Source organism: Allomesorhizobium camelthorni, from assembly GCF_011045125.1.
Classification (GTDB): domain Bacteria; phylum Pseudomonadota; class Alphaproteobacteria; order Rhizobiales; family Rhizobiaceae; genus Allomesorhizobium; species Allomesorhizobium camelthorni.
In genome coordinates, this window is record NZ_JAAKZF010000074.1 from 1 (window position 1) to 25627 (window position 25627).

Genomic DNA, 25627 nt, shown 5'->3' on the forward strand with positions numbered 1-25627 from the left:
TAGGATGGCGTTCATCCGATTGAAGCCCTCGAGAGCGGCGCAGCCGGAACCGGGGTTGCGCTTGTTGCACGGCATGTTGCGGTCGTAAAAGTACAGGCAGCGCGTGCGCTGCATAAGATTGCCGCCAGTGGATGCCTTGTTGCGTATCTGCCCCGAAGCGCCCGCAAGTAGCGCCTGGGACAAGACCGAATAGCGCGACCTGACCCTTGGATCGGCGGCAAGGTCGCTGTTGCGGACCTGCGCGCCGATAAGGAGTCCGCCATCGGGAGTTTCCTCTATCCGGTCGAGCGCCAGCCGGCTTATGTCAACCAGATGCGCCGGCCGCTCGATCTCCAGCTTCATCAGGTCGAGCAGATTGGTCCCGCCGCTGATGAATTTTGCCTCCGGTTGGGCTGCGACCGCGGACGCCGCCTGCCGTTCGTCGCTTGCGCGTTCGTAGGTGAAAAGTCTCATGGCTCACGCCCGCTCGGCGACGTCGCGAATGGCGGCGACGATGTTGGGATAGGCGGCGCAGCGGCAGATATTGCCACTCATCCGCTCGCGGATCTCGGCGTCGGTCAGGGCTATTGTCCCGGCCGACACGTCGGCGGTGGCATGACTTGGCCATCCGGCTTCGCCCAGCATCCCCACCGCCGAGCAGATCTGCCCTGGCGTGCAGTAGCCGCACTGGAAGCCATCATGCTCGATGAAAGCGGCCTGCATCGGATGCAGATCGTCGCCATCTGCAAGTCCTTCTATCGTCGTGATTTCATCGCCCTCATGCATCGCAGCGAGCGTCAAGCAGGCATTGATGCGGCGGCCGTTCACGAGCACCGTGCACGCGCCGCATTGGCCGTGGTCGCAGCCCTTCTTCGATCCCGGAAGCGCAAGATGGTTGCGCAGCGCGTCGAGCAACGTCGTTCGCGGGTCGAGTTCTACGGCGCGCTCCTCGGCGTTGATCGTAAGCCACAGCGCCATCTTCGGGATCGGCGCCGGCGCTGATGCCTTGATAGGCGTTGGTGCTGACGCCGCCTGCAATCCGGCAGCCATCAGCAAGCCGGTGGCCGCACTCCCTTCCAACACGGTACGACGGGTCAGTAGCGCGCAGTCGCTCGGCTTTCTCATGGGCTATCTCCGGTTCCACTCGCGAGGGATCCGGGTGCGCCGATCTTCCTGCCGGTAAGCGCACCGGATCTGCTATCCGGTGTTCGAAATGGTGGTGTGGCTCGCGGCTTTCTTTCGAAAAACCGGAGCGGTTGTCAGGATTCGGGAATAAAGTTCATCCGGTATGCCTGCGGGGCAATCCCCCTCAGGCGCCGAAATGTCGAGGTGAAGTGGCTCTGGCTGGAAAAGCCCAGGCGAATGGCGATATTGCCGATCGCCTGATCGGTTCCGCCGAGCAGGATTTCCGCCTTTCGGATGCGCTCTTCGAGCACGAAGGCATAGGGCGCCAGCCCGGTCGCAGCCTTGAAGCGCCGGGCGAAACTGTCGACACGCATGCCGGCGACGGCCGCCAGTTCGGTCAGCGATATATCGGAGCCGATGTTGGCGTCGACATACTCCCGCACGCGGGCCAGCGTCGGCCGGGACAGCGGTTCGCGGCGCGCTTTCGCCTTGCGAATATTGTTCGATTCGCCCAGCCGAAGCATGATCAGCGCGGTCAGATGTTCAACATAGATTGACGATGGCTTGTGACCGAGCGACGTCTCGGCGCAAAGAGAGCGCAAGAGCGACGCGATGAGATCGTCACGGCTGTTGATAAGCAGGCGCAGGTCGCTCAGGTTTTTGCAGCCGGGCAGGTCCAGCCTCGGATCGATCCACAGAGCGGAGTAGGAAAGCTTCGTATCGCGGTAAACGCCCACGCGCTCGACCCCCGCCGGCACGAATGTGATATCCCCCGACCGGTCGCGGCCGTCATAAATGTCCCTTCCGTCGGACTTGATATAGGTCTGGGAGGTTCGCCCGGCTTCGGTCAACACAATCAGGTGATGAGGGGCCGTCCAACGCAGTTCGGCTTCCTTACACTCCCAGCGCCGGTTATCGAAGATGACTGACGAATTGATCCATGAAACGCTGCGAAGCGGCGAGGCGGAATTTCCACGGGCCTTAATGCTTCCCTCGCCGAACATTGGTTTGAAAGACATGGCTATCCCAAGGGTTGGCTGTTTCAGTTCGGTGACACCGCCCAACGGCATTTTAGGGTTGAATGGGGCCGGTTGGGCAACCCCGCCTCGGACACACTGACGTGAATGGCTAGACCAGTTTGCGCGTGCTATCTCATTGCCGCGGCGGGTTCGAGGTAACGACATGGAACGTAAGCTTGCTGCCATAGTCGCCGGTGACATCGTCGGGTACAGCCGCCTCATGGCCGAGGATGAGACGGCAACCTACGCGGATTTGCGTAGCGCCTTCGACGAAGTGGTCCGACCGGTTTTCGAGCGTCACAAGGGCCGAATCTTCAAGAATACCGGCGACGGCTTTCTCGCGGCATTTCCCAGCGTCAACGAGGCGCTCGATGCCGCGGTCGACATTCAAGACGGCTTTGCCAAACTTCCCCTCAAGCTTCGGATCGGACTCAATCTGGGCGATGTCATAGAGGAAGACGGGGACGTTTTCGGCGACGGGGTCAATGTCGCGGCGAGGCTCGAGGCCATGGCGGAGCCGGGCAGCATCTATGTCAGCGCCGCAGTCGTACGCAGCGCCGACAGGAATCGCGATCAATATTTCCAGCGCATAGGCCATCGGAAGGTGAAAAACCTTCCCGATGCGATCGACGTTTATGTTGTCAGACCGAAGCAGCGGGGCCTGGAAGCAACCGTGGGCTGGGTGCAGCGCATCGTGCCAACCGGGCGCCGAGCGATATTGGCTTGCGCTGGCGGTTTGGCCGCCGTTGCGGTTGTTGCAGCGACGGCCCCTGGAAGCCAATGGTTGTCGGACATGCGAGGCCGCATTGCGCCGTCCCTTGCCTGGATTTCCGGTGTTCAGAACGCCGACGCTCGGCCCTCAGTCGCCGTGCTCCCTTTCGACAATATGAGCGGCGACGACGGTCAGAACTACTTCGCCGACGGCCTCACGGAAGACATCATCACTGGGCTTGCGCGAAACGCCGAACTTCAGGTCATTGCCCGCAATTCGTCATTTGCGTTTCGCGGACAGGCTGTCGACATACGCGAAGTCGGCGCCAGGCTCGGCGCCGCATACGTTGTCGAGGGCAGCGCGCGCCGTGAAGGCGATCAACTCCGCGTCGTCGCCCAGCTCATCGATACCCGAAACGGCGCTCATCTCTGGTCACGCAGTTATGACCGGCGCGTCGAGGACGTTTTTGCAGTGCAGACCGACCTGACCTCCGAGATCGTGGCGCACCTTGTTTCTTACGTCCGCGAATCCGAAGTGGCCGAAGCCGCGGATCAACCGACCGAAAATCTGCAGGCCTACGATCTGGTCCTGCAAGCGCGCGACCGGTACAAGCATGGATCATCCGACGGCGCCGCCCTTCTGGCGTCACGCGCGCTTTATCAGAGGGCGCTTGAGCTTGATCCCGGCTATGCCGCCGCTCGCGCTTATTTGGGAATGACCTATATCGTCGACTTCGTCCAAGGCGTCAGCGGCCGAGCGACCCAGACCGACATCGAGATCGGGCTCAGCGAGGCGCGCCAATCGATACGGCTCAGCCCGAACCTGCCCATCGGATATCAGGTTCTCAGCTTCGGACTGTCGGCCAAGGGCGACTACGAAGAAAGCATGAGGGCAGCTCGGCAATCAGTCGAACTGAATCCAAACGATCCAGACAGCCTGATGGCACTGGCCAAGGCCCAGGTGCGTTTTGGCGACTACGACGATGCCGTTGCCAACGCGGAACGTGCCCGACGTCTGCATCCGATGGCTCCCGAATACTATGTTTACGTCCATGGCCAAGCGCTTTACGCAGCCGGGCGCGTGACCGAGGCCGAAACGGTCCTCGCAGAATGTCTCCTGCGCGCACCGACAGACGCGAACTGCCTTTTAATCCTCGCAGCGGTCCAGGTTAACCAGGGAGAATTGGGCGAAGCGCGGACGACGATGGCCCGCTTGCTCGAAGCCAATCCGAAATTCTCGCTTATGGCCGAACGGGATTATCGCAGGTTCGGCAACTCGCCGCTGATGGAGCGCTTTCTTTCCGAGCTGGCGCAGGCTGAAGCCCCAGAGACGGCTGAGCGGCTGAATCGCGAAAAGGAACGGGCAGCGTAGGTTGCGGCCGAGCTTAAGCACGCTCCGCTGCATGCCGTCGCTCCCCATTCTCGATCATCCCATCGACCAAGTGAATGCGGCGGTCCATGCGGGCCGCCATGTCGAGATCATGGGTAACCGCGACGACGGTCTTGCCGCCCTCGCGCACGAGCGCCTCGAGGATCGAGAAAACCTGCTCGGAGCTCTTACTGTCCAGGCTGCCCGTCGGTTCGTCGGCTAGCACCAGCGGCGGGTCGTTGGCAAGCGCGCGAGCCACCGCCACGCGCTGCCGCTGACCGCCGGAGAGCTGATCGGGCCGCTTGTCGGCATGGTCGGCCAGGCCCAGCGATTCCAGCAATCCGCCTGCCCTCTCCCGCATCTCGCCCCTGCTCAGCCGGGCGAGCTTGCGCATCGGGATCTCGACATTCTCGCGCGCCGAGAACTCCGGCAACAGGAAATGGAACTGGAACACGAAGCCGAGCATCGCAAGCCGAGTCCGGGCGCGCTGCGCCTCGCTCATCGGCCCGGCGTCGCGGCCGCCGATCCTCAGCGTGCCAGAGGTCGGTCGATCAAGCAGGCCGAGCAGATAGAGCAGCGACGACTTGCCGGAACCGGACGGGCCGGTAACGGCGACAAACTCGTTCTCGCCGATCGTCAGCGACACGTTCTTGACCAGCGTGACCGGCACGGTTTCGGCGAGGATACGGGTCAACTTCTCTGCTTCGATGAGCGTGGTCACGTTGCGCCCCTGATGATGTCGACCGGATTGAGACGGGCGGCGCGGCGAGCTGGCAGATAACCGGCGACCGCCGCCGAGCCCAGCGCGAAGGAGGACGCGATGATATAGTGGACCACGCTCCAGGCGATCGGCAGGCGTGTCATCTCTTGGCCGGTCGCGGCGAGTTCGAAGCGTACCAGCGACAGAGCATAGACCAGCGAAAAGCCGAGTAGCCAGCCGAGCGCCGAACCTCCGGCGCCTATGGCGACGCCTTCGAGCAGGAACAGCCGGCGCATGTCGGCCTCGCCGAAGCCGAGCGACTTCATGATGGCTATGTCGCGCGCCTTCTCGTGGGTGATGGTCGAGATGATATTGTAGATGCCGAAGCCGGCGACCAGCATGATCGCCGCGACCACCGTGTACATGATGACGTTGCGCACGACGAGCGCCTCGAGGATCGATTCGTTCGCCTCCTGCCACGCCACCGCCTTATAGCCGATTTCAGCTTCCACGCGCCGCGCGACCGCGGACGCCGCATTCGGGTCGTCGAGCTTGATGCGGATCTCATTGATCGCATTCGGGCGGGCGGAGAGGATTTGCGCATTCTTCAGCAACACGTAGGCCTCGCCCTCGTCGCGCGCCGTGGTGCCGGTGTGGAACAGCCCGACGATCCTGAAGTTCCGGCTCAGCCCTTCGGACGACACCGCCGTCACGGTGTCGCCCAGTCCCGCGCCCAGCCGTTCCGCCATGGTGTCGCCCACCACGATGTTGTTGCCGCCCGCTGTCAAGCCCGCGAAGCTGCCCTGCACGAACTCTCCCACGATCGGCGAGACGGCCGGCTCGGCTTCAGGATCGACGCCGATGATCGCGGCGCCGACCTCGCGGCTCGAATAGCGGATGACGCCCTGCGTCCTGAGACTCGGCGCGAACCGCCCAGGTATCCAGCCTTCGAGCCAGGAGAGTGCTTCGGTGGGATTTATGATGCCGCGCCGGTCGTCGCGCGGCCTCAGCCCCGAAATGGCCACCGCGTCGAATGCGTCCTCGGCCGGCTGGCGCCGCGCCGTCCTCTGTTCGTCGGTCACCTGCACATGCGGCATGGTGTTGACCAGTTGCTCAACGAAATCGTCCTGGCCGCCCTGCATCAGCGCCGCCATGGCGATGGAGAAGCCGACACCGACAGCGACCCCGATCACCGCGACCAGCGTCTGCCGCCCGCGCCCGGCGATGTGGGTCATGGCGATATCTATAATGAGGCGCATGGCGGCCTCACTCCTCGCCTGTCGCTTCGACGGCAATCCGCGCGCCGTCGTCGAGCGCCTGAGGATAGGGCGAGATGACGCGCGCGTCCTCTTCGAGCCCGGAGACCACTTCAATGCCATTGATGCCGCGGATGCCGGTCTCGATCTCGCGTAGTCGCGCCCTGCCGCCTTCGACCGCAAAGACCCGGTTTCCCTCCACGGCGATCGCCGGCACGAGCAGCGCGTTCTCCGAGACCTCGGTGACGATGTTCACGTCGACGGACATGCCGATCAGCAGCGGCGTGTCGTCAGGCAGGCGGAAGCGCACACGATAGGTCTTGGTCACCGGATCGCCCTTGGGCGTGATGCTGTCCACGACCGCTTCGAGCTCCTGCCGGGGAAACGCGTCGGAGCGCAGCAGCGCCCGCTGACCCACCTCGACGCGCGGGATATCCTCCTCGTTGACGTCGGCCACCACGAGCAGCGGCCGCGGGTCGCCGACCCAAAACAGCACGGTGCCCAGGTCGGCGACCTCACCGACCTCGCCATCCTGCCTGAGCACTTTGCCGGCGATAGGAGCGCGCAGCGTATAGCTTTCAAGCCGCGCGCCTTGCCCCGCCACCAGCGCCTCGATCTGCGTGACCTCGCTTTGCGCGCGGTCCAGCGCCTGCTGGCTGGCGGTATTGCGCTCCGCGAGCACCGCCAAGCGTCGAAGTTCCTCCCGCGCCAGCGAAAGCCGGGCCTCAAGTTCGGCGAGCACCGCCTGTGCCTCGGTGTTGTCGAGCCGGGCGAGCACGTCGCCCTTTGCCACCGTCGAGCCTTCGCAATTGCATTGCTCGATGATTCGTTCGCGCACCAGCGGCGTCACCTTGGCCCAATTGCGCGGCTCGACCACGCCGTTGGCGTAAATGATCTCCGCTGCGTCTCCGCGCGTGGGCGTCACAACCGAAACTGCGACTGGCCGCCAGAAATACCAGCCCGCGGCGCCGGCAGCGGCCGCGAGCACCACGATGACGAGGAAAAGACGCAGCAGCCGCACCAGAACTTCTCCCGCAACAGTTGAAACCGTTTTTCGGCGACGGCACCTATAGCATTAGACCGACCGTCGGTCTATAATTGAGAACAATGTGTTTGCAGCGGGTAAGTTCCGCCAACGGCAGCGAGGATCAACGCCTGGCCCGAGTGATAAAATCTCCGGAAATCCGCTCCGCCGAACTGCTCGATTGCGCGCAGCGGCTCTTCTTCGAGCGCGGCTATAACAACACGACGGTCAACGACATCATCCGCGAAGCCGGCCTTTCGAAGGGCGCGTTCTACCACTATTTCCCATCCAAGGAGGCGCTGCTCGAAGCGCTGGCCGCCCGTGTGGCGCGAGAAAGCATGGAAGAACTGCGGCCCATTCTCGACGACCGCTCACTCGACGCGGTAGAGCGCCTCAATGCGCTTTTCGCCGGTTCGCGGCGGTTCAAGCGTGAGTTGGCGCCGCAGATAAGGCGCACCTTCGACGTGGTCTTCCGGCCCGAAAACGTCGTGCTCTTTCACCGCATCGACCGGGCGGTCACCGAAGTCGCCGCGCCGGTCATCACCGAAATCATCGCGGAGGGGAACCGTGCGGGACGTTTCGATGCGCCCGATCCGCAGGCCTTCGCCGAGATGCTGCTGCAGTTCCGCCTCAGCCTCGCCACCGTGATGCATCGGGCCATACAGCAGGCGGAAGCGGGCGATATCGACGAAGCCGTGCGCGTGCTGGACAAAAGGCTGCGGCTTTACGGGATCGCCGTCGACCGCGTTCTCAAGTTGCCGGACGGAACGATCAAGGTCGCCGAACCCGGTTTTGCGCGCGCCCTCCTTGCCGCGGACACTTCCTAACTGCGCCGCGGCAGACGTGATCTGGCCAAAAGCCTTCCGCTCCCGAAAGCCGTAAGCACCAGCCAGATATATGGAGGCCTGCGACAATCTGCATAAGAGTCAGGCAGATTGTCCTATTGCCTAATCTATGGGCGAGGACTAGATTAAGCGTTGTCGGCCATCTACTCCTCCCAGATGCGATGCCGGCAACAGCGAACTCACCTCCTCCCGGGTTCGCCTCAATAGAGCCCGCTGCACCTCCTCCCGCAGCGGGCTTTTTTTGCGTGTGTAATTCACTGATCCTGGTGCTTAGCACGCTGCAGTGCTCAGCCGTTCCATGCCGCCAGCGGCGGCACTGCAATATCACTTTTGCGTGCGGAGATCACATAAAAGGGGCTTGCCCAACGGCGCGCGATCTGATTGGTTGCCGCCATCCACAGGGGTGCTCCGTATTGCCGGGGCTGAGACGCGGGCGTCAAGCCTTCAAACCCTAAAAGCTGATCTGGGTAATACCAGCGGAGCGAGGCGGGTTATGTTTTCAGGCGCAGAGATTTCCCTTTATCCTATGACCGACGATTTCGTCGGCGTCATCATCAGCGCTCTCGGTGCGCTCGATCCCTATCGCGACCAATTGCGCATCGAGACGGACGACATTTCGACGCTGCTGGTCGGCCCTCCCGAAGTGCTGTTTCCGGCCATGCGCGACCTGTTCGTCGCAGCGGCCAAGGGCGGCATCCATTGTGTGCTTTCAGCCGCAATCTCGCGTGGCTGCCCGGGCGAGCCCGACGACGAGATATGCGCGTCGCCGGAGTTGAGTGGCCCGCGCGAGTCGCTGGAAAAGCGCAAGGCGGCGGCTCTCGACGCCATGACAAAAGCTCCTGGTACCGGCGCAGCGGCGGCCGCCCAGTTCTCGCTCTATGTGATGGGAACCGGCGATCACATGGACGAAATCTACGGCTGCATCGATTTTCTCAAACGCTCCGGCGTGTTCAACCGCTCCAAGAATTTCTGCACCAGGCTTGGCGGCGATGCCGGCGCCGTCTTTGCCGCGCTCGAAGCGGCGTTCTGCCGCTTCGGGCCGCCTGAAGGGCATGTGACGATCGACCTGACGGTATCCGCGAACAGCCCGACGCCACGCTGACGCGCTGGTTGGTTCGCGTCCCGAAGGTCTCCGCCATGTCCGAAATTTCGTCTCCCGCACGCAGTTTCGCGTCCGCTCTCGCCAAGATCGGTCCGGCCCTTATCACGATCTGCTCGTTGGTCGCTGCGTGGGAACTTTATGCGCAAGTCTCGGGCATTTCGGCAACGACCTTGCCCGCGCCGACGCGAGTCTTCGCCCAGATGGTGCAGCATCGCGATGCGCTCGCTGCGAACACGCTTCCCACAATCCGCGCGACGCTGCTCGGCTTTGCCTGCTCGGTTTCGGCAGCCTTCCTCTTCTCGGTGCTGGTCGATTTCTTCAGGCCGCTGCGCCGCGCCCTGTTCCCGGTATTCATCATCAGCCAGACCCTGCCTCTGGTCGCGATCGCACCGCTGATCGTGCTGTGGTTCGGCTTCGGTCTCACCCCGAAGATCATGCTGGTCGCACTCGTGACCTTCTTTCCGATGCTGGTGGCGCTGGTCCAGGGCTATGCGGCAACCGACGAGGATCTCGAAGCACTTCTGGTGTCGATGGGCGCCTCGCGCTGGCGTACTTTCCTGATGGCCCGTCTGCCGTCTGCACTGCCCTACTTCTTTGCCGGCCTGCGCATCGCCATCACCTATGCCGTTGTCGGCGCGATCTTCGCGGAATATGCGGGCGCGGCCAAAGGCCTCGGCATCTACATCCTCAATGCCAAGAACAACTTCAGGCCGGACCTCGTGCTCGCGTCCGTGCTGGTCAGCGCGACGCTGACCCTCGTTCTGTTCACCGCCGCGGTGATGGTCCAGCACGTATCGATGCCATGGCAACGGCTCGACCAGAGGCGCCGGCCATGAGCGGCAATCGGCTGGAGTTGCGCCATCTGCGCAAGAGCTTCGGCGGCCTCGACGTGCTGGCCGATATCTCGCTCACCGTACAGGCGGGCGAGTTCGTCTCGATCCTCGGTCCATCGGGCGCCGGCAAGTCGACCATATTCAAGGTTTTGACCGGCAGCGTTCAGCCGGACGGTGGCGCAATCATGTTCGACGGCGACCCGCTGACGAAGGAGAAACGTCCCTTCGCCTTCATGCCGCAGCGCGACGCGCTGATGCCATGGCGACGCATCATCGACAATGCAACACTTGGCCTCGAGGTGCAGGGCGTCACCCGCAAGGTGGCGCGCACGCGGGTCGCGCCTATCTTCGCCGAATTTGGTCTGGAAGGCTTCGAGCGGCACTATCCGGCGCAGCTTTCCGGCGGCATGCGCCAGCGCGCCGCCCTATTGCGCACCGTCGTCCAGCATCGCGACATGCTCCTGCTCGACGAGCCATTCGGCGCTCTCGATGCGCTGACGCGCGCAGGCATGCAGCGCTGGCTGCAGTCGATGTGGGAGCGCCATCGCTGGACCGTGTTGCTGGTCACCCACGACGTCCGCGAGGCGGTTTTCCTCTCCGACCGCATCTATGTCCTGACCGGGCGGCCGGCACGTGTCCAGACGGAGATCACGGTTCCGCTCCCCCACCCCCGCATCGACCTCGCTACGCCGGAAGCGAGTGCCGTCGAAGCAAGCCTGCTGCAAATCCTGCTCAATCCTGACCAAAGGAGCTGACCATGCCCACCCGCCGCCAGATCATAGCCGCTGCCTTGGCAGCACCATTCGTCCCGAGCATCGCATTCGCGCAGTCGAAAACGGTAACCGTCGCGCTCGACTGGACCCCCAACACCAATCACATCGGCCTCTACGTTGCGCAGGCAAAGGGCTTCTATGATCAGGCGGGGCTCAAGGTTCAGATCCTGCCTTACAGCGACACGTCCGCCGGCACGCTTGTAGCAAACCATGTCGCCGATTTCGGCATTCTCGGCGTCCTTGGGCTCTTTACCCAGCGCACGGCCGGCGCCGACCTCGTCGCGACGTATGCGCTGGTGCAGACCGAGACCGGTCGCCTCGTCTTCAATGCCGACCGCTCCGACATCAAGCGGCCGCGCGACCTCGATGGGCTGACCTATGGCGGCTTCGGCAGCGACTGGGAAACAGCCCTTATCGCCTCGATGATCCGGCACGATGGCGGCGAAGGCAAATTCGAGACGGTGACGCTCGGAACCTCGGCTTATGAAGCGCTCGCCAATGGCGCCGTCGATTTCACGCTCGAAGTCTACACATGGGAAGGCGTGAAGGCAGCGCTCGAAGGCGTCGCGCAGCGGGCGTTCCGCTATGCGGATTTCGGCGTGCCCGACCAGCACACCAACTTCATCGGTTCAAGCCAGGCATATCTGGACGCGAATACGGAAACCGCGGCTGCCTTCATCGCCGCCACGCGGCGCGGCTACGAGTTTGCCGTCGAGAACCCCGATGACGCGGCGGACATCCTGATTGCCGCCAACAGCGAGGTGCTGACCGACCGCGCGTTCATCCGCGCTTCGCTGCAGGCTCTCGTCGACGGGAACTACTTCAAGAGTGCCGAGGGCGCGATCGGAACGATAGATCCAGCCAAGATGAAAGCGACGGCAGAATACCTCGTCGCCGCCGGCATCCTGCGCGATAAGGATGGCGTTCCGCTCGCCGACCTTCCGGATTTCTCCGCCTATTACACGAACAAGTTCGTTGCCCAGTAGCCATGAACTCCGCCGCCAAAGTAAGGGCCGCGCCGGCAGAGGCTTCCGTCCAGCCCCTGACGCGGCCCCTCAAGAGACGGCGGAAGTGGCCTGAAACGGCGCCGCCTCTCGTATCTCAAAACCGCCAGATCAGCGGCACGATGAAGACCGCCACGACGAAAAACCAGATCAACAGCGGCAGTCCGAGTTTCCAGTAGTCGCCGAAGGCATAGCCGCCCGGTCCCATCACCATCAGGTTCGTCGGCGTCGCGATAGGCGTCAGGAACGCCCCTGCAGCGGCCACCGCCATGCTCATCAGCACGGGACGAGGCGAAATGCCCATGGCCGTCGCGGCCGCCACGCCGATCGGGATGATAATGAGCGCGGTCGCGGTGTTGCTGATGAGCTGCCCCATGATTGCGGTCAGCACGAATAGACCCGCGAGCAGGGCGAGCGGCCCGGCATCGCCGACGAGATCGACAAGATGCTCGGCCATCAGCTTTGCCGCGCCCGTTTCCATCATGGCGGTGGACAGCGGCATCATGGCCGCGACCAGTATCACCGTTGTCCAGCCGATGGCGCGATAGGACTGCTCGATGCTCATGATCCCCGACAGCACGATCGCACCGGCGGCGAGCAGGCCGGCCACCGCTGGCGGGACGATGCCCGTGGCAAGCAGCACGACCATGGCGACCAGGATGGCGACTGCCTGGCGTGCGCCCGGCCCCATCGGAACGGCCTGGCGGCGCACCAGCTCGGGCGAATTGACGACCAGAACGTCGGGATCGTTGAGATGAGAATCGAGGGCCTTCCACGTTCCCTGAAGCAGCATAGTGTCGCCGGCCTGCAGCTTGATTCCGCCGGCATTCCTTGCTGCGCTGCCGGCTGCGATCTCCGCACCTCCGCGCTGCACGGCCAGAATGATCAAATCGCCGCTTTCAGTGACCATGCCTGGGAAGACACTTTGACTGATCAGACCGGAGCGTGGCGGTATGACCACCTCGGCGAGGCCCGAGTTTCGATTGAACAGTGTCTCTTCGCCTTTTCCGGACGATCCCTCTTCGCGAAATGCGAGGTGCTTCTCCCCCGCGAATGCCGCAGCCGCCGCAGCCTCGCCACGCAGCAACAGGTGATCTCCCTCGTCAATGACCGGCCTGCGAAGCGGACCGGCCGTTTCACCCTCCTGGACGGCGACGAGCTGTAGTTCAGGATAGGCAGCGAGATCTATCGCCGACGGCGGCGCGCCCACATAGGGCGAATTCGCCCGCACCCGCATCAGATAGACGCCGCTGACCAGACCGTATTGCTCGACCAGAGTCTTGGCGTGGCGGCTGAAATCCGCGGGCATAGTCGCGCCGTTGCGCTCCGGGAGGAGTTGCTTTCCGAAGAGTATGATGATCGCCATCGTGCCTGCGAGCAGCGGCACGCCGACAAGCGCGAATTCGAAGAAGCCGAATCCGCCCACGCCCGCGTCATTCCCTGCATCTGACACTAGGACGTTCACGGGCGATCCAGTCAGCGCGAGCATCGAGCCGGCATGTGCGGAAAAGACCAACGGCATCAGGAGTTGTGAGGAATTCCGCTTGAGACGGACCGCGATGACGACCACCACCGGCAGCAGTGCTGCGACCGCACCGTTGACGCTGATCAGCGCGGTGAGCAGTGCGACCAGGCTCATGGTCAGCACCAGAAGGCGCGTGCGGCTTTCTTCGCCGGCTCCGCGGATCAGAAGCTGTCCGGCCCATGCCGTCACGCCGGTGACCTCGAGCCCGGCGCTAACGACGAAGAGCGACGCGATGAAGATGACCGCGGGATCGCCGAAGCCGCCGAGCGCCTGGCTGATCGTCAACACGCCGGTCGCCCACAGCGCCAATGCAACCAGCATCGAGACTATGACCACGGGCAGTCTGTTCGAGACGAACAGGACGATTGCGACGGCGATGATGGCTCCGGTGTAGGCTATCGGGCTCAATCGCTCAGCTCCGTGTCAAATGCCGGCATTGGCGGGCTCCTCGGCGAGTTCGCCAAAGCATGGGCGCGTGAGCCGACGCAGTCGGCCGGGGCCGGTTCCGAAGCTGGCCGTCGACCTTTACCGGGTATGCGCACTCCCGCTATCGCTCGTCCTCCAACGTCGCAATGAGCAGACCGAGGCGGCAGCCCTTCTCGTATTCGGCGAGGTTCACATACTCTTTGATCGTATGGATCTCGGCCTGGCCGGCGCCGATGGTGACGGTGGGAATGCCATGCTTGTCGAGCCAGTTGGCGTCCAGCCCACCGTTGGAGAACAGATATGCCGGCTCGATTCCCAGCATCGCGAGCGCCCCGGTGGCGCGCTTCACGATCGGAGTGTCTTCTTCCAGCTTGAAGGGAGGATAGGACGTCACATGGCTGAATTTCACATCAGCGGTCTCCCCTTCGTGGTCGACAACCGCCGCCTTTGCCTTGGCAAAGGCTTCCTTGTAACCTTCGGCGATCTTGGTGGCGAAGGCAGCGTCGGGGCTGCGCGCCTCGCCACGAATGTAAGCGTAGTCGGTGACGACATTGGTCGCGTCGCCGGCGGCGACCTTGCCGTCCTTGCCGCCGAAGATGCCGACATTGCTCGTGCCGCGCCCATCCGGCTTGACCACCTTGCCGAACCAGCCGGCGCTCCGCGCTTCCGCGAGGGCGATGGCTCCGACCAGCGTTGCCGATATTCCCTTTTCCGGAGCAACGCCGGCATGGGAGGCCCTGCCCTTGATCTCGACCTCCCAGTTCTCCTGCCCGACCGCGCCGACGATCAGTTCCGAGGCGCGCTGGCCGTCGACATTGATGCACATGACCGGCCCGCCGAGATCCGCCGGGTTCAACTCGCGGGCGCCGTGCAGCCCGCTTTCTTCGCGGACCGTGAACAGCAGGGTTATCGGTGGATGCGGGAGATTGTGCTTGATGAGCGTCTCGGCCACCACAACGAGCAGGGCGACGCCGGTGCGAGCGTCGCCGCCGAGTGCGGTGGTGCCGTCGGAGACGATGCGGTCGCCCTCGCGCCGGGGCTTGGCGCCCGCGCAGAGCGGCACAGTATCGAGATGGGTAGAGAAAAGCAGATGCGGACCCGGCCGCGTGCCCGGCAGATCGACGATCAGGTTGCCGGTTTCGGTCGGCAGGGGGATGCGCTTGTTTGCATCATCGAAGCGGATGGCCGAGGCCGGCACGCCGGCTTTCTTCAGCGCATCGCTGACCGCGGCGGCGATATTGGCTTCCTGGCCGGTCACGCCTTCGACCGAGAGGAACCGCATCAGATGCTCTTCGGCAGCCGCTACATCGAGTGGAATAGAGCTATTGCCCATGACATCCTCCGATCGTTCGAATTATTTTGTCCGGGGCCAGCCGAGCCCGGCCGTCACAGACCCCAGGGCAGGCCCAACGCCTTCCAGAGCGCGAAGAGAGCCGTCCACAGTACGAACATCCACACAACGTAAGGAAGCATGAGCGATACGATCGTGCCGACGCCCGCGGACTTGTCGTATTTCTGCGCGAAGCCGACCACGAGAGCGAAATAAGCGTTGAGCGGCGTGATCGCGTTCATCGGCGAATCGCCGACGCGATAGGCCGCAAGCACAGCCTCCGGCTCGACGCCGAGCTTCATCAGCAACGGGACGAACACCGGTGCGAAGATCGCCCATTTCGCGATCGCCCCGGTCAGCAGCAGATCGATGATCGCCACCACGACGATGAAGCCGAGGAGCAGCGGCAATGCACCGATATTGGCCGTCTGCAGGACGCCCGACAGGCTGAGCGCCATGACGGTGCCCATGTTGGTGTAGGTGAAGTACGCGACGAACTGGCTCAGCACGAAGAACAGGAAGATCGTGCCGCCCAGATTCTTGATCGACTTCTCGATCGCTCCGATCACCTCCGTCAGGGTCCGCATGGTACCGGCGCCGATACCGTAGGCCCAGCCCGTGACCAGGAACATCAGCATGATGAGCGTTATCAGGCCATTCATGAATGGCGAGGTGCCGATCAACTCGCCGGTCTCGGAATTGCGCAGCGGCGCCCAGTCGGGAATCGTCAGCAAGCAGAAAACCGCGACCAACCCGAGCAGGCCGAGGCCGGCAAACCTCAGGCCGCGCGACTCCTGCTCGCCGAGCATGGTGCTCTGGTCGGTCGTGGTGCCCGCGGAGGCTTTTTCAGGACTATAGGCTCCAAGGCGTGGTGCAATCATGCGGTCGGTTATGAACGCGATGACAACCGTCAGAAACAGCACCGATGCAAAGGAGAACCAGAGGTTCGACGCCAGCCCGATCGATCTGTTGGGATCGACGAGATGGGCCGCATCATTGGTGAACTCGACGAGGACCGCGTCGAGCGGCTTGATCAGCATGTTGACCGTGAAAGCGCCTGCCACGGCGGCGAAGCCGAGCGCAAGGCCGGCAAGGGGGTGCCGCCCGACAGCAAGATAGGCAATGCCGGCGAGAGGGATCAGGACCAGATAGCCCGCATCCGCCGCGATGCTCGCGAGGATGCCTACAAAGGACAGGATGTAGGTCAGCGCCCAGCGCGGAGATACCGCGACGAGCTTGTGGATCAGCGCAGTGACCAGCCCGGATTCTTCCGCGACGCCAGCGCCGATCATAGCCGCGATCATCAAGCCAACTGCAGTAAAGGCCATGAAGTTGGGAACGAGCGACTCGTACAGGAAACGAATGCCGTCGGCGTTCAGCAGGCTGCGGATCGCTGTGCTCGCTTCCTCGATCTCATGCGTTTCAGGGTTGATGCGCTCGTAAGTGACCGCCGTTCCAAAGGCCCCCAGCACGGCCGACAACGCGATTACGATGGCAATCAGGATGAGAAAGATGATCACCGGGTGGGGAACCATGTTCCCCACTTTCTCGACGCCGTCTAGAAATCTCTGCATCAGGGTCTTGGGCACAGCGTTCACGGTGGCCATTGCTTGCCTCCCTTAACAACCGTCCCGGAATGCCGCACCAGCTTCCAGGGCGACCACTTAGTGCCAAGTTGTTGGTTCGTACTTAGATTGCCGCCTAATATTAATGTTTACTAATATACTAACTTGACTAGCTCACTATACCACCTGAAGCGCAAGCCTCAAATAGCGCGCTTCCTTTTGCTTTTCTCAAACCTATAATGCGAATCTGGACTATACGCGAAAGGAGCGATCGGATGGGCGATCTCGCTTTCATCATCTTCTCCTCCGAGCAACAGTCCCGGGGAGCCCTGCGAAGGATGCCCGGCCCTTGAACGACGACGCTCCAGACGCTGGGGTCGTCATTACCGCGGCATCCAGCCTTACCGATTTCCAGCCGCTCAACGCGGCCGAGGCCAAGGTCGTCGCTGAACTGAGATCGGGAGATTTCGAAAGACTGGGCGACGGCCTTCGTCCGGAATGGGATGATCCGGCCAGAATCGTGCGCGCCGAGTTCATCCGCTTTCTTATCCTTGGCGGCGACGAAGGCTCCCGTCTGCACGAGAAGGGGCTGCGGCTCAGCGGCGCACGGGTGACCGGCAAGCTTGATCTCGAGGGTTGCCGGATCCCCCGCGACATCGGCCTCAAGGACTGCCGCTTCGACGCTCCGCCGGTGCTGCGTTCCGCCATCATCGACAATTTGTTCCTCGACGGCTCGGCTCTGCCCGGATTCCAGGCCGACGGCCTCGAAGCGCGCGGCGGCCTCTCCCTTCGTGGCGCGGTAGTCACCGGGGAGGTTCGGCTTCGCGGGGCGCGCATAGGTGGTAATTTCGAGGCGGACGGCGCTACCATCGACGCGCCGGACGAGGTCGCATTCGATGCCGACGGGCTGGAGGCGCGCGGAGGCGTGCTGCTGCGCGGCTCCGATATCCGCGGCGGCATCAATCTGTCGGGCGCGCGTCTCGACGCCGACGTCAACGCGGTCGGCGCGAGGATCGAACGGCCAGGCGGGGTGGCCCTGAATTGCGACGGCATCGCGGCGCGCGGCGACTTGGCCCTGCGGGGAGCGACCATTGCCGGCGAGGTTCGTGTGGTCGGAGCCGATTTTGGCGGCGATTTCGATTGCACGTCGGCGACGCTCGCGCAGCCCGGCGGTTATGCGCTGAGGCTCAACCGGGCCACGATCGACGGCGCTTTCTTCCTGAGGCAGGGCGCGTCGGTTCAAGGGATCCTCGATTTGACCGCCACCGTCATCGGCGCGATCGACGACGATCAGGCGTCCTGGCCGCAGACGGGCGAATTGCTGCTCAACCGCTGTCGCTATGGCGCGTTCATCGGCGGGCCCGTCGATGCGGCAAGCAGGCTCGACTGGCTGGCCCGCCAGGTGCCCGAGCGGTGGAAGGAAGACTTCTGGCCGCAGCCTTACGAGCAGCTTTCCACCGTGCTTCGGGAGATGGGCCATGACGAGGATGCCACTGCGGTCCTCATTGCCAAGGAAAGGCTGCAGCGGCGCGCAAGGCGGGCGCGGGCGAAAAATCGGGCGTTGCGGTTTGCTTTGGCGGTGATCGACGGCGTGCTCGCCGTTACCCTGCGCTATGGCCGCAAGCCTCTATATGCCCTGGTTTGGCTGATGATATTCTGGGCGGTCGGAGTGATCGTGTTCGAACTTGGCGAGCGATATAGCGCGTTGAAGCCCAACAGCGCGGTCGTCCTGCGCTCCCTCGAATGGACGATGTGCAATCTAGAGCAGACCGACAGCCGCTTTATGCCCACGGCCGGACAGGTCATTGCCGGGCGCGCGCTGCCGGGACAGACCCAACTGGCCTGTTTCCTCAGCCAGCCAGAAGCGTCCAGCTATCCGGAGTTCAATCCCTGGATGTTTTCGCTGGATGCGCTCTTGCCGGTCATGGAGATCGGACAGAAGGAATATTGGAGGCCGGACCCGTCGAAACCCAAGGGCACCTTCATACTCAACTACTATTATCTGCAGTCGGTGGTCGGTTGGGCGCTGAGCCTTTTAGCGGTCGCCGGCTTCTCGGGACTTGTCAAATCGAAATAGGCATCGGCCGGCTAACGATGCCGGGCACTGGCCACCCCAAAGGGACGGACGCGAGGCGAACACCTCAGACCTTTTGAACGGAGATCACGTTCCCGGATGTGTCGACGATGCAGTTGGCCCGAGCGCCGCCGGATTCCAGCACGACCTGGAATGTCTGGGCGTCGAGTTGGGAGGAACTGACGGGCAGTACGGCGGCGCTGTCGACCCCCAAAGGCGTGGCCGCAGCGGACGCACAGGTCAGTTGCAGGTCGGCCGGAGCCGTCTGGCCGGTATTGCGCACCGTGTCCGGTGCAGGTCCGCTCGACTGACAGCCGACGACCTGCATCGTCGCCAGAAGCGTCGCAAGCATCGCCGCACGATTGCGGTTCGGCGCAATTCGAAAGGGCGAACCGGGGGCGAAGGCATTGGACATTGGCGGTCAGACTCCTTTGTAGAGCGAAGCACCCTGCATCAAGACGATAACCTTTGCCCCTACGGCAACCCGGGAATGAAGGTCGGTGATGTCGTCATTGTTCATCCGGATACATCCTGACGAAACATCGAGCCCGATCGTCCACGGCTCCGGAGTGCCATGGATGCGGTAGATCGTGTCCTGATCGCCCTGGTAGAGATAAAGCGCCCGTGCTCCCAAAGGATTGTCCGGCCCGCCCGGCTGACCGCCAGCCCATTTCCTGGCGTTGGGATCGCGGGCGACCATTTCGGCAGGCGGCGTCCATGTCGGCCATTCGGCGGTGCGGCCGACCTTTACCATGCCCGCCCAGCCGAAGCCTTCGCGGCCGACGCCGATCCCATAGCGGATGGCGGTGAAATCGGGCTGGACCAGATAGAGGAAATGCTGGTTGCCATCGATGATAATCGTGCCGGGTTTCTCGGCGGTCCTGAATTTCACGATCTGGCGGCGAAACGCTTCCGGCACCTGCTTGTGCGCGGCGTAGTACGAGCGCGCTTTCTTGCGGTCGTATTCAACCCATTTGCGGGTTTTCGGATCGAATATCTGCGTCTCGGCGGCATAAGCGAGCGTAGCGCAGACGGCAACGCCGAGCGCAAGGCAGGCTGCTATCTTCGCGCCGAAGGTGCGGCCGCGGGACTGGGGGAGAAATGCCATGACGCCGCCTCTCTTTATTTCGACCAGGCTTCCAGCCGGTCCGCATGCGCCGCGATCCATTGCTGGGCATACGCCGCGGGGTCTTGCCTCTCCACTTCGAGCGCGTAGCTCATCTCCGTGATCTCCTCCGGTGTGAAATCAATGTTGGAGAGAAACGACGCGACCTTCGGCAGCCGCTCGCCCGTTTTCGTCGCGAACGCGATCTGGAAATGCGATGGCGCCCACGCCACAGGCGCGTTGGATTTGGTGAGCCAGTTCGCCGGATCGTCGGCGGGCAGAACGATGTTCCACTTGGCCTGGTCGTATTCGGGCTCGGTCAGTTGGACGATTTCGTGCAGATTGAAGACATGATGCGGGCTGTAACAGTAGAATACGATCGGCGTGTTTGTCGCAGCAGCTGCATCGACCGCCGCCATACCGACATCCTCCGGCATTTCGAGCAGTTTCACCGTTTCGGCGTAGCCGTAGCTTCGCGCCCGGATTCTCTCGATGGGGGTTGACGACCACGTCTCCGCGCCGATCCAGACTTCGCCCTGCCCGTCGCCGTCGGTATCGAGCACGGACGTCTTCTTCGGATCTTTCAGATCCGCGACATCCTTGATGCCGAACTTTTCGGTGGTTTCGCGGGTCGCGCAGAGCCCTTGCGTGGCCGACACCTTCTTCGGGCTGAGCTGGACCGACTTTCTCTCGTCGACATACTTCTTCACGACCGAATCGAGATTGGGCTGCCAAACTTCCGGGTGGATGTCGACTTCGCCCGAATCCAGTCCGGCGAATATGATGAGCGTCCCCATTTCCCGGACTTCGACATCCAGGCCCAGCTTCTTCTCGATGGCGTATTTGATGATGTTGGCGGAAGCCTGCCCCGATGGCCAGTTGGGCATGCCGACCACAAGGTCGGCTGCAAAGCCCGCACCGCACATTGCCATGAGAGAACCGAGAGCAACGCCGCTTCGCCGCAGCAAGCGTGTACTGGCCACCATACACCCTCCAGCCGTCGCCCCCGACGCGGACAAATCGCGATGCCCATGGGCATTCAGCCACAACCAAAGGGTTAGTGCCAGCGATTTTTTCATTCGTCTGCGGCAGCATATCTTTCAACGCAAGCGCTTCATATGGGTCGCGACTGGGTCAACTCACCCGGTCCGAAATCGCTTGAGCCAGGGTCGAAATCGTCTATGACCGACAAAGTCGATATCAAATGAGCATGCGTGCACGACCGTGAATGACATTGGCGATATACGGATCGGGATAATCGGTCTTGGCTATGTAGGATTGCCGCTGGCCGTGCTTTTCGCCAGCCGTTTTCCCGTGACCGGGTTCGACATCAGCGGGAAACGCATCGCCGAATTGCGCGAAGGCGTCGACCGCACACTGGAGGTCGATCGGCCGGCATTGCGCGCGACATCGGTACATTTCACCGCCTCTGCCGACGATTTGAAGTCGTGCAATTTCTACATCGTCACGGTGCCGACGCCCATCGACGCCGCCAAGCGGCCCGATCTCAGCCTGCTCAAGGCCGCCTGCAAGACCATCGGCGCGGTCATCTCGAAGGGGGACGTCGTCGTATTCGAATCCACCGTCTATCCAGGAGCCACCGAGGAAGATTGCGTGCCGGTGATCGAGCAGGCGTCGGGGCTTGTCTGCAATGTCGACTTTTTCGCCGGCTACAGCCCGGAGCGGGTCAATCCGGGCGACAAGCAGCATACGATCGACAAGATCGTCAAGGTCACTGCCGGGTCGACGCCCGAGGCAGCCGACCTGGTCGATCGGGTTTACGCCTCGGTCATCACCGCCGGCACCTATCGGGCGCCGTCGATCCGCGTCGCCGAGGCGGCCAAGGTCATCGAAAATACTCAGCGCGACGTCAACATCGCTCTTGTCAACGAATTTTCGAACCTGTTTCACAGGCTTGGCATCGACACGCTGAGCGTGCTGGAAACCGCCGCCACCAAGTGGAATTTCCTGCCCTTCCGGCCGGGGCTCGTCGGCGGCCACTGCATCGGGGTCGACCCCTATTATCTGACGCACAAGGCGCAGGAAGTCGGCCACCATCCCGAAATCATCCTGGCCGGACGGCGCATCAACGACGGGATGGGCGAGATCGTCGCATCGCGCCTGCTGCGCCTGCTGATGTCGCGCGGATTGAACGCGCCCCAGGCGCGCGTCCTGGTGCTGGGCTTCACTTTCAAGGAGAACTGCCCGGACATCCGCAACACTCGAGTGATCGACGTGGTCAGGGAGCTTTCGGGCTACGGCATAGAAGTCGATGTGCACGATCCCTGGGCCGACCCGCAGGAAGCGGAAGCTGAATACGGGATAAAACTCCAGACCAACCCGCAGGCGGGCGACTACCAGGGGGTGGTCCTCGCCGTCGCGCATGAACGTTTTCGGGCCCAAGGCAGCGAGGCGATCCGCAGCTTTGCCGCACCTGGCGGGGTCGTGTTCGACGTCAAAGGCGTTTTCCCCGCCGCCGCAAGCGATTTGCGTCTCTAGGAGACCGCCATGCGAATTCTGGTCACAGGCGCTGCCGGCTTCATCGGGTCACATGTCGCGCAAAGGCTGCTGGACCGCGGTGACGAGGTGGTCGGCCTCGACAATATCAGCGATTATTACGATCCGAAGCTGAAGCTCGCCCGGCTCGCGCGCCTCGAAACGAGTTCCGGTTTCCGCTTTCTGAAGGCCGATGTCGGCGACCGCGACGCGATGCGCGACCTGTTTGCCGGCGGCGGCTTCGACAAGGTCGTGCATCTCGCTGCCCAGGCGGGCGTGCGCTATTCGATCGAAAATCCCCACGCCTATGCCGACGCCAATCTCACCGGCTTTCTGGACATCCTCGAAGGCTGCCGGCACGCCGGCGTCGAGCACCTGGTCTATGCCTCGTCGAGCTCGGTCTACGGCGCCAACGCCAAACTGCCCTTCTCCGTTTCCGACAGCGTCGACCATCCAGTCAGCCTCTACGCCGCGACCAAGAAGGCCAACGAGTTGATGGCGCATTCCTACGCGCATCTCTACCGGCTTCCCGTCACCGGCCTCAGGTTCTTCACTGTCTATGGCCCTTGGGGCCGTCCGGACATGGCGCTGTTCCTGTTCACGCGCAAGATCCTGGCCGGTGAGCCGATCGACGTGTTCAACCATGGCGAGCACAGGCGCGACTTCACCTATATCGACGACATTACTGAAGGCGTGGTGCGCACGCTCGACAAGGTCGCGACGCCGTCGCCGGCCTGGAACCCGATGCAGCCGGACCCTGCCGTCTCGTCGGCGCCCTACAGGCTCTACAATATCGGCAACAATCAGCCGGTGCGGCTGCTCGATTTCATCGGCGCCATTGAAAAGGCGCTCGGCAGGAAGGCGGTGATGAACATGCTGCCGATGCAGCCGGGCGATGTCGAAAGCACCTATGCCGACATCGACGCCCTTGACGAAGCGGTCGGCTTTCGGCCGCGCACGCCGATCGAGGAAGGCATCGCCAGATTCATCGAATGGTACCGCGACTATTATCGCGCCTGACTTCCGCAGGCGCGGTTGACGCCGCAGCGAACGCGACCGGCCTAATGGCTGGGGCAAGAGGGCGTACATCAAACGAACGACGGAAAGCTGATGACGTCCATGCAAACGTCGGCCCGATGGCAGGCGAGCCCAAGTTGACCTGGCTAGTCCTCGCGGTCGAGCGGTCAACAGGGCGCTGCGGAACAGGGCGGCTCAGATGTTCGGCCCTTGGCTTGCCTGTTACTGGTGAACGATTGCGGTCCCATGCGGGGCTGCCTTCTCGCGTCCATGGCGAAACCAGAATTTATTAGCTGTCGCAAATTTAAAGCGTTACGTGGATGGCTCACTAAATTTTGCCTGCGCGGGGAGCTTAGAAAAAGGGCCGGCGTCCATGTGGGGTTCGACGAGGAGGGGACGAACGCCGGCCTTGGCCATATGGGGTTATGGCAACGGTCAGAGTATACGGCGGCGTGGCGCTTATTGCAGCTGGCCAATCGGATACGGCTATCCTTCGGAGAGCAATTTGCCGCCCACGGAAAGGCGCTCCGGCCTGCCACGAGAGGCAAAAAAATGTGCCGGCTAATCAGCGAAGAATATCCGCCCTGAAGCATATACGAAAGAGCGGTCCATCCTGATCATGCGCGTCAACCTGCAAAGCTGTCCCGGTTTCTAGCTCAGCATTGAATTCTCGGATAAATTCCACCATGGCGCCGGTCGCTCCTACCCACGCCGCTGTTCGGTCCGGGAGCTCGATACCTTCCGAATCATCCACCGATGAACCGTCGCGGGTGACGTGAAAGAAGTAGCGCGGCACGCTCCTCGTTCCTCAGAAAAAAGTGTCCGCTCCGCCTGCCTCGATGTATAGGCGTCCTTCGCTGCAACGTAGCCTACACAAAAGGGTCGGTGCCCGCTTTCTTTTGGGGAGAGTACGCAGGCCCTGCCGGCGATAGGGGCATATGGTACCGTCAGGCTATCGATGGCGAGGTGCTGCTGGTTGCAGCTTCGCCGAATTGATTAGGGCTATCGTTTCTTCGGCTTCTTGGCCTCACGCGCCAGGGCGGCGCGATGTAAATTCTATCAACCGCGTCGCCTTGTCGACAGAGATGTTGAATTTCTCCACGAAGGCCTCGGCCTCCTTGTCCACTAGCTTGTCGTTACGGTCGGTCCAACCGTTTTCGTCTGCTATGTGAATTCCCCGTCAAATGTAGACAGGCACCTCCGATGAATGCCTGTAGCTCTCACGAATTTGTATTAGTGGTCGGCCTTCTAGATTTGCTGGCATCTGGCTAATCAATAGGACAACGCCATTTTTGTTCTATTCTCGGATGCCGAATTCAGTTCTGTCGGCGCGCGGGGGAATGGTCGCATGATGGGGCTATGGGCGGATCGCAGCAGGCGCGGTGTAGTTGCGTCGCCGCCTTCATGAACCGGTCGATCTGTGGCTGGGTGAGGTGGTCAGTTTCTTACGCCTCTACAATAGGTGAGAATCGCCACACTAGGACATTATTCCTCGCAAGCGGTTCCACCGCAACTACCGGGCATCAGTTTGCCTTGGACTTGTCGACGGGCTTGAGGGCATCGTCGATGATGTTGTTCAATTGGTCGCGCAGCGCTTGCGCGAAACGAAGGTCAAAACGAAGACGCGCACAAACACGCGCCTCCGGCGGGTTGCCGACATCGACGACAGTTTGGGCTAGCGACAGATACACAACCCCTGCGAAATGTCGCGCCTCAACGAACAGGCTAGGAACGACGGGGGCAACGTCGTTCTCAACGATCAGCCACTCTTCGTCTGCGACCCGCAATTTCTTTCCGCTTTTTGCGACTACCTCGTTAGCCATCAGGCGTTCCTCACATGGGTTTGTCGGAGATGTATTTTCGGTACTTCCCCGCAGTCTAAACTATCTGGCGGCAAGGGCGTCTAGATAGGTCGTCTTCGTGGCGGGAATGAACTTGTCCAATGATACGGTCTGGAACGTGTCGTACTCGCGATTATAGGCTCCCAGGAAACAATCAAAGGTAATCAGACGTGGCGCTGTAGCAAGGATCGCCAGGTGCGTGGGGATCATTTCCGCAGTAGGACAGCGGCCAGGGGCAAACGTGCGCTGGCGGGGCTTCCAACCGAAATGAACGCCGCCTTCAGCAAGAGGCGAAGCAGCGGAAGGAAGCGGCTCAGAATTTGCGGTCGCGGTCGTGCTCGCGAGCCTTGGCTTCTATCCTGCTCCGCAGGAGAGCCAATTGGCTCATGAGAGCGTCCACCTCACGCAAGAGGCCCGCGAAATCGGTTTCGGATAGCTGCGTTTTGCCCATGACCGGGACTTATACGGTACTAGTCTTACTGTGTCATAAGTTTCGTTAACGATTGAT

At 62.4% G+C, this 25627-nt stretch carries 23 protein-coding genes and 1 riboswitch; of the genes, 9 read left to right on the forward strand and 14 right to left on the reverse strand.

Annotated features, from left to right (window positions below; all coding sequences use genetic code 11):
- The 3 genes from G6N73_RS28415 to G6N73_RS28425 all read right to left on the reverse strand — a co-directional run.
- Positions 1-453 (reverse strand): FAD binding domain-containing protein (locus tag G6N73_RS28415; protein WP_206079139.1); only part of this gene is annotated, 453 nt, incomplete at its 3' end.
- Between the two features lie 3 nt (positions 454-456).
- The gene (locus tag G6N73_RS28420; protein WP_165033329.1) at positions 457-1104 is read right to left on the reverse strand and encodes a 2Fe-2S iron-sulfur cluster-binding protein; all 648 of its coding nucleotides are present in this window, start codon (positions 1102-1104) and stop codon (positions 457-459) included.
- 134 nt (positions 1105-1238) lie between these two features.
- Positions 1239-2123: a helix-turn-helix domain-containing protein gene (locus G6N73_RS28425; protein WP_165033358.1), complete on the reverse strand. Its 885-nt coding sequence runs from the start codon at positions 2121-2123 to the stop codon at positions 1239-1241.
- A 163-nt stretch (positions 2124-2286) separates the two neighbouring features.
- Between G6N73_RS28425 and G6N73_RS28430 the strand changes: the two genes are divergently transcribed.
- Positions 2287-4206, forward strand: a complete 1920-nt coding sequence (locus tag G6N73_RS28430) for an adenylate/guanylate cyclase domain-containing protein (RefSeq protein ID WP_165033331.1) — start codon at positions 2287-2289, stop codon at positions 4204-4206.
- Positions 4207-4219: 13 nt separating this feature from the next.
- Here the strand turns inward: G6N73_RS28430 and G6N73_RS28435 are convergent, their stop codons facing one another.
- Genes G6N73_RS28435 through G6N73_RS28445 form a run of 3 tightly spaced genes read right to left on the reverse strand, consistent with a single transcriptional unit; the run spans position 4220 to position 7180 of the window.
- Positions 4220-4924, reverse strand: a complete 705-nt coding sequence (locus tag G6N73_RS28435) for an ATP-binding cassette domain-containing protein (protein WP_165033333.1) — start codon at positions 4922-4924, stop codon at positions 4220-4222.
- A complete protein-coding gene (locus G6N73_RS28440; protein ID WP_165033335.1) occupies positions 4921-6162 on the reverse strand; it encodes an ABC transporter permease in 1242 nt (413 codons plus the stop codon). The genes G6N73_RS28435 and G6N73_RS28440 overlap by 4 nt, the downstream gene beginning before the upstream one ends.
- 7 nt (positions 6163-6169) lie before the next feature.
- Positions 6170-7180 carry an efflux RND transporter periplasmic adaptor subunit gene (locus tag G6N73_RS28445; protein WP_165033338.1) on the reverse strand — a complete coding sequence of 337 codons (1011 nt, stop codon included), beginning with the start codon at positions 7178-7180 and terminating at the stop codon, positions 6170-6172.
- A 143-nt stretch (positions 7181-7323) separates the two neighbouring features.
- Between G6N73_RS28445 and G6N73_RS28450 the strand changes: the two genes are divergently transcribed.
- The 5 genes from G6N73_RS28450 (at position 7324) to G6N73_RS28470 (ending at position 11722) form a co-directional block, all read left to right on the forward strand.
- A complete protein-coding gene (locus G6N73_RS28450) occupies positions 7324-8010 on the forward strand; it encodes a TetR/AcrR family transcriptional regulator (protein WP_343044772.1) in 687 nt (228 codons plus the stop codon).
- Between the two features lie 407 nt (positions 8011-8417).
- Positions 8418-8531, forward strand: a riboswitch (TPP riboswitch).
- Complete coding sequence (locus G6N73_RS28455) at positions 8522-9130, forward strand: YkoF family thiamine/hydroxymethylpyrimidine-binding protein (RefSeq protein WP_165033340.1); 609 nt, start codon at positions 8522-8524, stop codon at positions 9128-9130. (Overlaps the previous riboswitch by 10 nt.)
- Positions 9131-9165: 35 nt before the next feature.
- Positions 9166-9966 (forward strand): ABC transporter permease, encoded by an 801-nt coding sequence (locus G6N73_RS28460; RefSeq protein WP_165033342.1) that lies wholly within the window; start codon positions 9166-9168, stop codon positions 9964-9966.
- The gene (locus G6N73_RS28465; protein WP_165033344.1) at positions 9963-10718 is read left to right on the forward strand and encodes an ABC transporter ATP-binding protein; all 756 of its coding nucleotides are present in this window, start codon (positions 9963-9965) and stop codon (positions 10716-10718) included. Before G6N73_RS28460 ends, G6N73_RS28465 begins: the two co-directional genes overlap by 4 nt.
- Positions 10715-11722, forward strand: a complete 1008-nt coding sequence (locus G6N73_RS28470; RefSeq protein ID WP_165033360.1) for an ABC transporter substrate-binding protein — start codon at positions 10715-10717, stop codon at positions 11720-11722. The genes G6N73_RS28465 and G6N73_RS28470 overlap by 4 nt, the downstream gene beginning before the upstream one ends.
- 115 nt (positions 11723-11837) lie before the next feature.
- Here G6N73_RS28470 and G6N73_RS28475 read toward each other — a convergent pair whose 3' ends face one another.
- From G6N73_RS28475 to G6N73_RS28485, 3 genes are all read right to left on the reverse strand, one after another.
- On the reverse strand, positions 11838-13673 hold the full coding sequence (locus G6N73_RS28475; RefSeq protein WP_165033346.1) for an SLC13 family permease: 1836 nt from the start codon (positions 13671-13673) through the stop codon (positions 11838-11840).
- Positions 13674-13812: 139 nt separating this feature from the next.
- Positions 13813-15024, reverse strand: a complete 1212-nt coding sequence (locus G6N73_RS28480) for a M20/M25/M40 family metallo-hydrolase (protein ID WP_165033348.1) — start codon at positions 15022-15024, stop codon at positions 13813-13815.
- Positions 15025-15077: 53 nt separating this feature from the next.
- A complete protein-coding gene (locus tag G6N73_RS28485) occupies positions 15078-16628 on the reverse strand; it encodes an AbgT family transporter (protein ID WP_165033350.1) in 1551 nt (516 codons plus the stop codon).
- 307 nt (positions 16629-16935) lie between these two features.
- Between G6N73_RS28485 and G6N73_RS28490 the strand changes: the two genes are divergently transcribed.
- Positions 16936-18663: a hypothetical protein gene (locus tag G6N73_RS28490; RefSeq protein ID WP_165033352.1), complete on the forward strand. Its 1728-nt coding sequence runs from the start codon at positions 16936-16938 to the stop codon at positions 18661-18663.
- A 64-nt stretch (positions 18664-18727) separates the two neighbouring features.
- On the opposite strand, the gene G6N73_RS28495 is transcribed toward G6N73_RS28490, so the two are convergent.
- From G6N73_RS28495 to G6N73_RS28505, 3 genes are read right to left on the reverse strand one after another with little or no spacing between them, the layout of a single operon-like run.
- The gene (locus tag G6N73_RS28495) at positions 18728-19075 is read right to left on the reverse strand and encodes a hypothetical protein (protein ID WP_246252655.1); all 348 of its coding nucleotides are present in this window, start codon (positions 19073-19075) and stop codon (positions 18728-18730) included.
- Positions 19076-19081: 6 nt separating this feature from the next.
- Positions 19082-19768: a L,D-transpeptidase gene (locus G6N73_RS28500; protein ID WP_165033353.1), complete on the reverse strand. Its 687-nt coding sequence runs from the start codon at positions 19766-19768 to the stop codon at positions 19082-19084.
- Positions 19769-19782: 14 nt separating this feature from the next.
- Positions 19783-20751, reverse strand: coding sequence for an ABC transporter substrate-binding protein (locus G6N73_RS28505; protein ID WP_343044773.1), 969 nt, complete (start codon positions 20749-20751; stop codon positions 19783-19785).
- A 238-nt stretch (positions 20752-20989) separates the two neighbouring features.
- Between G6N73_RS28505 and G6N73_RS28510 the strand changes: the two genes are divergently transcribed.
- Both G6N73_RS28510 and G6N73_RS28515 read left to right on the forward strand, forming a co-directional pair.
- Positions 20990-22264, forward strand: coding sequence for a nucleotide sugar dehydrogenase (locus tag G6N73_RS28510; protein ID WP_165033354.1), 1275 nt, complete (start codon positions 20990-20992; stop codon positions 22262-22264).
- Positions 22265-22273: 9 nt separating this feature from the next.
- On the forward strand, positions 22274-23281 hold the full coding sequence (locus tag G6N73_RS28515) for an NAD-dependent epimerase (RefSeq protein ID WP_165033355.1): 1008 nt from the start codon (positions 22274-22276) through the stop codon (positions 23279-23281).
- A 562-nt stretch (positions 23282-23843) separates the two neighbouring features.
- Here G6N73_RS28515 and G6N73_RS28520 read toward each other — a convergent pair.
- Both G6N73_RS28520 and G6N73_RS28525 read right to left on the reverse strand, forming a co-directional pair.
- Positions 23844-24074 carry a DUF6894 family protein gene (locus tag G6N73_RS28520; RefSeq protein ID WP_165033356.1) on the reverse strand — a complete coding sequence of 77 codons (231 nt, stop codon included), beginning with the start codon at positions 24072-24074 and terminating at the stop codon, positions 23844-23846.
- Positions 24075-24801: 727 nt separating this feature from the next.
- Positions 24802-25101, reverse strand: coding sequence for a hypothetical protein (locus G6N73_RS28525; protein WP_165033357.1), 300 nt, complete (start codon positions 25099-25101; stop codon positions 24802-24804).
- Between the last annotated feature and the right edge of the window lie 526 nt (positions 25102-25627).

Excerpts from the sequence above, each read along its gene's own strand:
- G6N73_RS28420 (WP_165033329.1), bottom strand. The coding sequence starts at position 1,104 with ATGAGAAAGCCGAGCGACTGCGCGCTACTGACCCGTCGTACCGTGTTG.
- G6N73_RS28425 (WP_165033358.1), bottom strand. The coding sequence starts at position 2,123 with ATGTCTTTCAAACCAATGTTCGGCGAGGGAAGCATTAAGGCCCGTGGA.
- G6N73_RS28430 (WP_165033331.1), top strand. The coding sequence starts at position 2,287 with ATGGAACGTAAGCTTGCTGCCATAGTCGCCGGTGACATCGTCGGGTAC.
- G6N73_RS28440 (WP_165033335.1), bottom strand. The coding sequence starts at position 6,162 with ATGCGCCTCATTATAGATATCGCCATGACCCACATCGCCGGGCGCGGG.
- G6N73_RS28455 (WP_165033340.1), top strand. The coding sequence starts at position 8,522 with ATGTTTTCAGGCGCAGAGATTTCCCTTTATCCTATGACCGACGATTTC.
- G6N73_RS28460 (WP_165033342.1), top strand. The coding sequence starts at position 9,166 with ATGTCCGAAATTTCGTCTCCCGCACGCAGTTTCGCGTCCGCTCTCGCC.
- G6N73_RS28465 (WP_165033344.1), top strand. The coding sequence starts at position 9,963 with ATGAGCGGCAATCGGCTGGAGTTGCGCCATCTGCGCAAGAGCTTCGGC.
- G6N73_RS28480 (WP_165033348.1), bottom strand. The coding sequence starts at position 15,024 with ATGGGCAATAGCTCTATTCCACTCGATGTAGCGGCTGCCGAAGAGCAT.
- G6N73_RS28485 (WP_165033350.1), bottom strand. The coding sequence starts at position 16,628 with ATGGCCACCGTGAACGCTGTGCCCAAGACCCTGATGCAGAGATTTCTA.
- G6N73_RS28495 (WP_246252655.1), bottom strand. The coding sequence starts at position 19,075 with ATGTCCAATGCCTTCGCCCCCGGTTCGCCCTTTCGAATTGCGCCGAAC.
- G6N73_RS28500 (WP_165033353.1), bottom strand. The coding sequence starts at position 19,768 with ATGGCATTTCTCCCCCAGTCCCGCGGCCGCACCTTCGGCGCGAAGATA.
- G6N73_RS28505 (WP_343044773.1), bottom strand. The coding sequence starts at position 20,751 with ATGGTGGCCAGTACACGCTTGCTGCGGCGAAGCGGCGTTGCTCTCGGT.
- G6N73_RS28515 (WP_165033355.1), top strand. The coding sequence starts at position 22,274 with ATGCGAATTCTGGTCACAGGCGCTGCCGGCTTCATCGGGTCACATGTC.
- G6N73_RS28525 (WP_165033357.1), bottom strand. The coding sequence starts at position 25,101 with ATGGCTAACGAGGTAGTCGCAAAAAGCGGAAAGAAATTGCGGGTCGCA.